The following is a 6,423-nucleotide window of genomic DNA, read 5'->3' as shown; positions in this document are numbered from 1 at the left end:
CCCGTAGTACTGGACGTACGTGGGCGACCCGACAACATCGCGAGGTGCCGTGCCGGGCGTCGCGGGCCGGTGAACCTTTCCGGTCACAGCACTAGGCCGGAGGGGGTAAGAGAGGGGTGCCGGGCCGGACGGGGGTCGGCCCGGCACCCCGCCGTCCCCGGCGCCCCGGGCGCCCGTACGGCGGGTCCGGAGCGGAGGGGGCTGGGCCCTACAGCTCGCGGTGGACCTTCGTGTTCGACGCCTGGGCGCGGGGGCGGACCACCAGGAGGTCGATGTTGACGTGGCTGGGGCGGGTCACCGCCCAGGTGATGGTGTCGGCCACGTCATCGGCGGAGAGGGGCTCGGCCACGCCCGCGTAGACCTTCGCCGCCTTCTCCGTGTCACCGCGGAAGCGGGTCGTGGCGAACTCCTCGGTCCTGACCATGCCCGGGGCGATCTCGATGACGCGCACCGGCTGCCCGACGATCTCCAGACGGAGCGTCTCGGCGAGCACCCGGGCGCCGTTCTTCGCGGCGACGTACCCCGCGCCGCCCTCGTACGTGGCGTGCCCGGCGGTGGAGGACACGACGACGACCGTGCCGTCGCCGGAGGCGGTGAGGGCGGGCAGCAGCGCCTGGGTCACGTGGAGCGTGCCGATGACGTTGACCTCGTACATCGTGCGCCAGTCGGCCGGGTCCCCGGTGGCCACGGACTCGGCCCCGAGGGCGCCGCCCGCGTTGTTGACGAGCACGTCGACGGACGGGCGGCGGCCGAGGAAGGCGGCGAAGGCGTCCACGGCGGCGCGGTCGGTGACGTCGAGCGCGTACGCGCTCGCCTCGTACCCGGCCTCGGTCAGCTCGGCGGCGAGCGCTTCGACGCGCTTCTCGCGGCGGGCGGTGAGGACGACGTGGTAGCCGGCTGCGGCGAGCTGCCGGGCGGTGGCCGCGCCGATGCCGCTGCTCGCGCCGGTCACTACGGCGGTGCGGGTGGCCGTGCTCATGTGCGGTGCTCCTCGTTCGTCGACTGGTCGGTCCGCCCTCGGGTCCGTCCGTGGCTCTTCCGCGGACCCGCCCGCGGACCCGCCCCCAGGTTCATCCGCGGGTTCATCCGTACGGGCGAATACGCGCCAGCATAGGCGGGGGGCCGGTGGGGCGCGCGGGGCTCACCGGCCGCGTGGGGCGTACATGATCAGGGCCATGCCGGCGAGGCAGACGAGGGCCCCGACGACGTCCCAGCGGTCGGGCCGGTAGCCGTCCGCGACCATGCCCCAGACGAGCGACCCGGCGACGAAGACCCCGCCGTAGGCGGCGAGGACGCGGGCGAAGTCGCCCTCGGGCTGGAGGGTGGCGACGAAGCCGTAGAGCCCGAGCGCGATCACCCCGGCGCCGATCCAGGCCCACCCCTTGTGCTCGCGCACCCCTTGCCAGACGAGCCACGCACCGCCGATCTCCAGGAGGGCGGCGAGGACGAACAGTGCGGCGGAACGGGCGATCAGCATGGCCCAACGGTACGAAACGCCCCGGAGTCGGCCCGGAGCCGGCACGGGGACGGCCCGGCGGTGGCCCGGCGGGCGCCACGGACGGGAGGCGGCGGCGGTACGGACAGAGGACGCGGACGGGTGTGCGGCGCGGACGGGTGAGGGCCGCAGACGGGTGAGGGCCGCGCCCTCGTTCGTGTGATGGTCCGACCGGCAGGCTCCGGCGCGGGTTAGCCTCCGCCGCGTGGAGGTGGTGGCGGTGCGCCGTGGTGCCGTGCGGAGTGTGGTGGTGGCCGGGTTGCTGGTACTCGGCGCGGGCGCGGGTGCGGGCACCCCGGCGTGGGCGGGACCGGTACGGGGACCCGTACCCGGGTCCGGGTCCGGCGGATCGGCCGGACCCCGGGTGGTGGCCGGACCCGAGGCCGATGTGTCCTACCACGGGCGGGTCGCCCTGGCCCGGGGAACGCTCCGGATCCTGCTGCTCCCGGAGAACGACGGCCCGGCCGCGCTGCCGAACGCCACGGTCCGGCTGCGCCTGTCCGCCGACCTCGCCGACCGGCAGGAACTGGCGCCGGGCTGCGCGCGGGCCGGACACCGCGAGGTGGTGTGCGAGACGGGCCCGCTCCCCAGCCAGGGCCGTGGCCGCCATATCGGGATCGCCCTTGACCTGCGGGAACGCGTGCCGGAGGTGGTGGTACGGGTCGACACCTGGTGGAACGGCGGTGCCACGGACCGCGACCGCGCGAACAACGAACACGTGGTGCTGGCCCTGGACACGGGCGACCCGTACACCTTCTGACCCCGCTCCCCTCGCTGCCCTGCCCGGCCCTGCCCTGCCCTATCCCTGTGGTCCGTCCCGGAGCCAGGAGGCCACGGCCGCCGCGATCCCGGCCTCCGTGGCCCGGGGCGCGCTCCAGGCGACGTACCCGTCCGGGCGGACCAGGACGCAGGCCGTACGGTCCCGCGCGCGCCAGTGGACGTGCGTCAGCGGGGCTCCGGGCGGGGTGGCCGGGCCGGGCGGGGTGACGAGGACGAAGCCGCCGGCGCGCAGGACCTCGTACAGCCGTTGCCCGTGCGCGAGCGCGAGGTCGGGGGCGCGCCGGCCTGCGGGGCGGCGGGTGCCGGGCGGTGGCGGGTAGGCGATGCCGATGCCGGAGACCACCCCGAGCGCCCGTTCCTGGGCGGGGCCGATCCGGCCGAGGAGCGCGGCGCCGAGGCTGCGGGCGGCGCGCCGGACGGGCCCGGAGGCCATGACGACGCGGACGAGGGCGCCGCTGGCGAAGAGCACGAGACGGCCCACCGGATGGCGTTCGCGGTGGTAGCTGTCGAGGAGCGCCTCGGGGTCGGCGGCCTGCCCCCGCAGGACGGCGGCGAGTTTCCAGGAGAGGTTGGCGGCGTCCTGGAGCCCGGTGTTCATGCCGAGGCCACCGGCGGGGGAGTGGACGTGGGCGGCGTCCCCGGCGAGGAAGACGCGGCCGGTGCGGTAGCGGGGGACCTGGCGTTCGTCGCTGTGGAAGCGGGACATCCAGCGAGGGTCGTGCATGCCGTGGTCGGTCCCGAGGGCGGTGCGGGTGATGGCGCGCAGCTCGTCGATGCCGACGGGGTCGCTGTCCGGGGCGTGGCCCTCGCGGTGCCAGGCGATGGCGCGGTACCAGCCGTCGCCGAAGGGGACGAGGAAGGCGAACGCCTCGTCGGTGCCGTTGACGGTGAGGAGGTCCTCGGGCGGCTGGGCCAGGCGCACGTCGGCGAGGACCATGGAACGGACGACGGCCTGGCCGGGGAAGGGCAGACCGAGGGCGTCCCGGACGGTGGAGCGGACCCCGTCGGCGCCGACGACGTAACGGGCGTGGAGCACCTCGCGGTCCTGCCCCCCGACGCGCACCTCAAGACGCACCCGCCCCTCGCACCCCTGCTGCCCCTCCTGACCCAGGCCGGTGAGTTCGCAGTCGTACCGGAGGGTCGCGCCTGTGGACAGTGCCCGGCGCTCCAGCAGTTTCTCTGTCTCATATTGAGGGGTGATGAGGACGAACGGATAGCGGCTGCGGAGCCGTTGGAGGGAGAGTGCCATGCCCCCGAAGGGGAGGACGCGGTCGATGCGGCGCCCGGTGGAGACGAGCTGGTCGGCGAGTCCGCGCGCGTCGAGCAGTTCGAGGGTGCGGGCGTGCACGGCGAAGGCGCGGGTGAGGTTGGCGGCGGTGCGGGGCCGCCGTTCGACGAGTGTGACGGCGAGTCCGGCGGCGGCGAGATCCCCGGCGAGCAACAGCCCGGTGGGCCCGGCGCCGACCACGACGACATCGGGCATGTCCTCTGTGGCGGTCATACTCCGGCAGTCTGCCAGCCGGGCCCCTCCGGAATCCGTTCCTACGCGGTACCGGACACGGTGTCGGCCGCTCCGTTCCCGCGCGCGGGACCGAACTCGGCGAGGGCCTCGTCGACGATGCGTTCCAGGCGGGCGTGGTGGGCGCCGCGCCAGTAGACGCGCTCGCAGTCGGAGCACTGGGCGAACACGTCGTACGAGCGCTGCGTGCCGTGTTCGAGGCGGTCGCCCACGCTGTCCTTGTCGGCCTCGCGCAGGGTGCCGTTGCAGGCGCCGCACCGGGTCCAGGGGGCGAGCACGGGAGCGAAGCGGCCCAGGACGTCGCGGAGTTGCTCGTCGGGGTTGTCGCTGTAGACGTACGCCCCGGCGAAGAGTTCGCGACGCCGCAGCAGCCCCCGGTCCCGCGAGAGGAGCACGCGCCGCTCGGCCGCGGAGCGGGTGGCGAGGGCGGGGTCGCCGATGTCCTCGTTCTCGTAGGCGGTGTCGACCCCGAGCAGCCGCAGGCGGCGGGCGAGCGTGCCGAGGTGGACGTCGAGGAGGAAGCGGAGCGGCGCGCCAGGGACCCGCTGCGGTCGTTCGACCCCGGACACCTCGACGGACTCGCCGTCCCGGGGCACGTAGGAGAAGGGCTCCTCGCGCCCGTCGACGAGCAACCGGCCGACCTCGGTGAGCGGAACACCGGCCGATTCGACGACGTGCCCGAGGCTGGAGGCGCCGTCGATCACGGTGGGCACCCGTTCGCCCCGCCGGCTGGGCGCGGCGAACAGGCGCAGCCCGGGGGCGAGGGTGAGGGAGAGGGTGAGCTGAATACGGTTCCCGTGCACCCCTTCAGCATGCCACCGCCCCCCTCCCACCCGCCCCCGCATTCCGCCGGGGTCTACCCGCCCCCGCACCGCCGCCGCTTCGCGGCTTTGCTCCAGCCCTGGCTGGGGGCAGGTGAGTTGCAGGGGCCGGCGGGCGGGAGGGCGGGAGGGGAGAGGGAGGGGAGAGGGAGGGCGGGGGCGGGGGAGACCCCGGCCCGCGATGGGGCCCGCTCCTTCCACCCGGTGGCGTCCTCAGGTGGTGGAGGCCGTTTTCAGTGCGAGGGACCGCAAGGGGGCTATGCGGGTGCGGGACGGGCCGTTGTGGACGGCGTTCGTGCAGATCGCGAGGTAGCGGCCGGTGGTGGGGGAGAGGTAGAGGCTGGTGCCGGTGAAGCCGTGGTGGTAGGCGACCCGGCCCTCGTGGGCGGTGATCCAGCCCAGGCCGCGGTGGAGGCCCGGTGCCATCACGGCCTGCGGGACGAGGCCGGCCCGGAACCAGGCGCCCAGCGCGCTGCCCTCGTCGGCGTGGGCGGCGAGCAGCCGCTCGGCGAAGGTGGCGAGGTCGCTCGTCGTGGTGAACACCCCGGCGTGGCCCGCGATCCCGCCCAGGACGGCGGCGTTGTCGTCGTGGACCGAGCCCCAGACCCGGGGGACGCCCGGGAGCCGTTGCTCGGTGGGGGCGACGCGCGGGGAGCGGGCGACCGGGCCGTACACCGTGTCGCGCAGGCCCAGCCCGGCCCACAGGGCGTCGGCGAGTTCGTCCAGCGGCTGCCGGTGGACGTGGGCGAGGGCGAGGCCGAGGAGGACGTAGCCCCGGTTGATGTAGCGGTGGGCGCGCCCGGGGGTGTCTTCGAGGGGGTCGCGGCACAGCACCTCGTGGAGCGGCAGTTCGGCGTTCCAGTAGCGGTCGAGGCGGGTCGTGGCGCGCAGTCCGCCGGTGTGGGCGAGGAGCTGACGGACGGTGGGTTCGCCGCTGGGCGTGTCGCCGCTCATGGGCGGCAGGGCGTCGCGGACGGGGGCGTCGAGGTCGATCAGGCCCTGGTCGACGGCGCGGCCGACGAGCGGCCAGGTGGCGATGACCTTGGTGAGGGAGGCGACGTCGTACACCGTGTGCCGGTCGGGCGGTTCGGGGCTCCGCTCCGGGGCGACGGCCCCCGCGGTGAGCACGGCGCGGTCGCCTCCCACGGTGCCGGTGACCACGACCCCGCCGGGCGTCGCGCCGTCCGCGACGACCGCGCGCAACGTCTCGTGCAGCGCCCGGTTCTCGTCCTCCGTGAACGGAACCCCCTCCGTGAACGGGGAGGGGCTCGGGGAGGGTTCGGGCTGGGTCGGCGGTTCGTGCTCGGTCATCTGCGGGGCCTTCCGGTCCGGTGGTGATCTCACCCCAGCATGATCAGACCATCGTACGAACCGTCCCCCGCCGCGCCGGAGGCACCCACTCGGGGAGGGTGGTGCCGACGAGGGGGACGGCGAGGCACCCGCCGCGCCCGCCACCCGCCGCCGGGGCACGGACGTCCGGCGGTGGGGTAAGGGGAGCGGGGCGCGGGGAACGGGTCGGGGTCGACCGGGAACCCGCCGACGCGTACGGCGCGAGTCGGCCGGCCGGGGTTTCCCGATCGGGCGCCAACGGCCCCAGGAGCTGCGCTCCTTCGACCCCGCCGAGACGCCGTCGCGACCCCGCCGAGACGCCGTCGCGACCCCGCCGAGACGCCGTCGCGACCCCGCCGAGACGCCGTCGCGACCCCGTCGCGAGCGGAGTTCCGCAGGGGAAGGGAGGTATGGGGAGAACTGCGGCTTCGTCAGGAACCCTCCGGCACCCCGGACGGTTCCGCCCCGGGCCCCCCGGG

General features: G+C 75.3%; 6 protein-coding genes. 1 reads left to right on the top strand and 5 read right to left on the bottom strand.

Going from position 1 to position 6,423, the window contains the following annotated elements; genetic code table 11:
• Positions 1-208: 208 nt before the first annotated feature.
• Complete coding sequence (locus tag ACIA5F_RS29485; protein WP_399358226.1) at positions 209-979, bottom strand: SDR family NAD(P)-dependent oxidoreductase; 771 nt, start codon at positions 977-979, stop codon at positions 209-211.
• 162 nt (positions 980-1,141) lie between these two features.
• Complete coding sequence (locus tag ACIA5F_RS29480) at positions 1,142-1,477, bottom strand: YnfA family protein (RefSeq protein ID WP_399358224.1); 336 nt, start codon at positions 1,475-1,477, stop codon at positions 1,142-1,144.
• A 223-nt stretch (positions 1,478-1,700) separates the two neighbouring features.
• Between ACIA5F_RS29480 and ACIA5F_RS29475 the strand changes: the two genes are divergently transcribed.
• A complete protein-coding gene (locus tag ACIA5F_RS29475; protein WP_399358223.1) occupies positions 1,701-2,255 on the top strand; it encodes a hypothetical protein in 555 nt (184 codons plus the stop codon).
• A gap of 39 nt (positions 2,256-2,294) precedes the next feature.
• Here the strand turns inward: ACIA5F_RS29475 and ACIA5F_RS29470 are convergent, their stop codons facing one another.
• The 3 genes from ACIA5F_RS29470 to ACIA5F_RS29460 all read right to left on the bottom strand — a co-directional run bounded on the left by ACIA5F_RS29470 (position 2,295) and on the right by ACIA5F_RS29460 (position 5,926).
• Positions 2,295-3,794 (bottom strand): FAD-dependent monooxygenase, encoded by a 1,500-nt coding sequence (locus ACIA5F_RS29470; RefSeq protein ID WP_399358237.1) that lies wholly within the window; start codon positions 3,792-3,794, stop codon positions 2,295-2,297.
• A 23-nt stretch (positions 3,795-3,817) separates the two neighbouring features.
• A complete protein-coding gene (locus ACIA5F_RS29465; protein WP_399358221.1) occupies positions 3,818-4,597 on the bottom strand; it encodes a Mut7-C RNAse domain-containing protein in 780 nt (259 codons plus the stop codon).
• Between the two features lie 231 nt (positions 4,598-4,828).
• A complete protein-coding gene (locus ACIA5F_RS29460) occupies positions 4,829-5,926 on the bottom strand; it encodes a serine hydrolase domain-containing protein (RefSeq protein WP_399358219.1) in 1,098 nt (365 codons plus the stop codon).
• Positions 5,927-6,423 lie beyond the last annotated feature (497 nt).

Source organism: Streptomyces sp. NPDC051567 (assembly GCF_044454165.1).
Taxonomy (GTDB): Bacteria; Actinomycetota; Actinomycetes; order Streptomycetales; family Streptomycetaceae; genus Streptomyces.
This window is presented reverse-complemented; position numbering and strand designations above follow the sequence as displayed.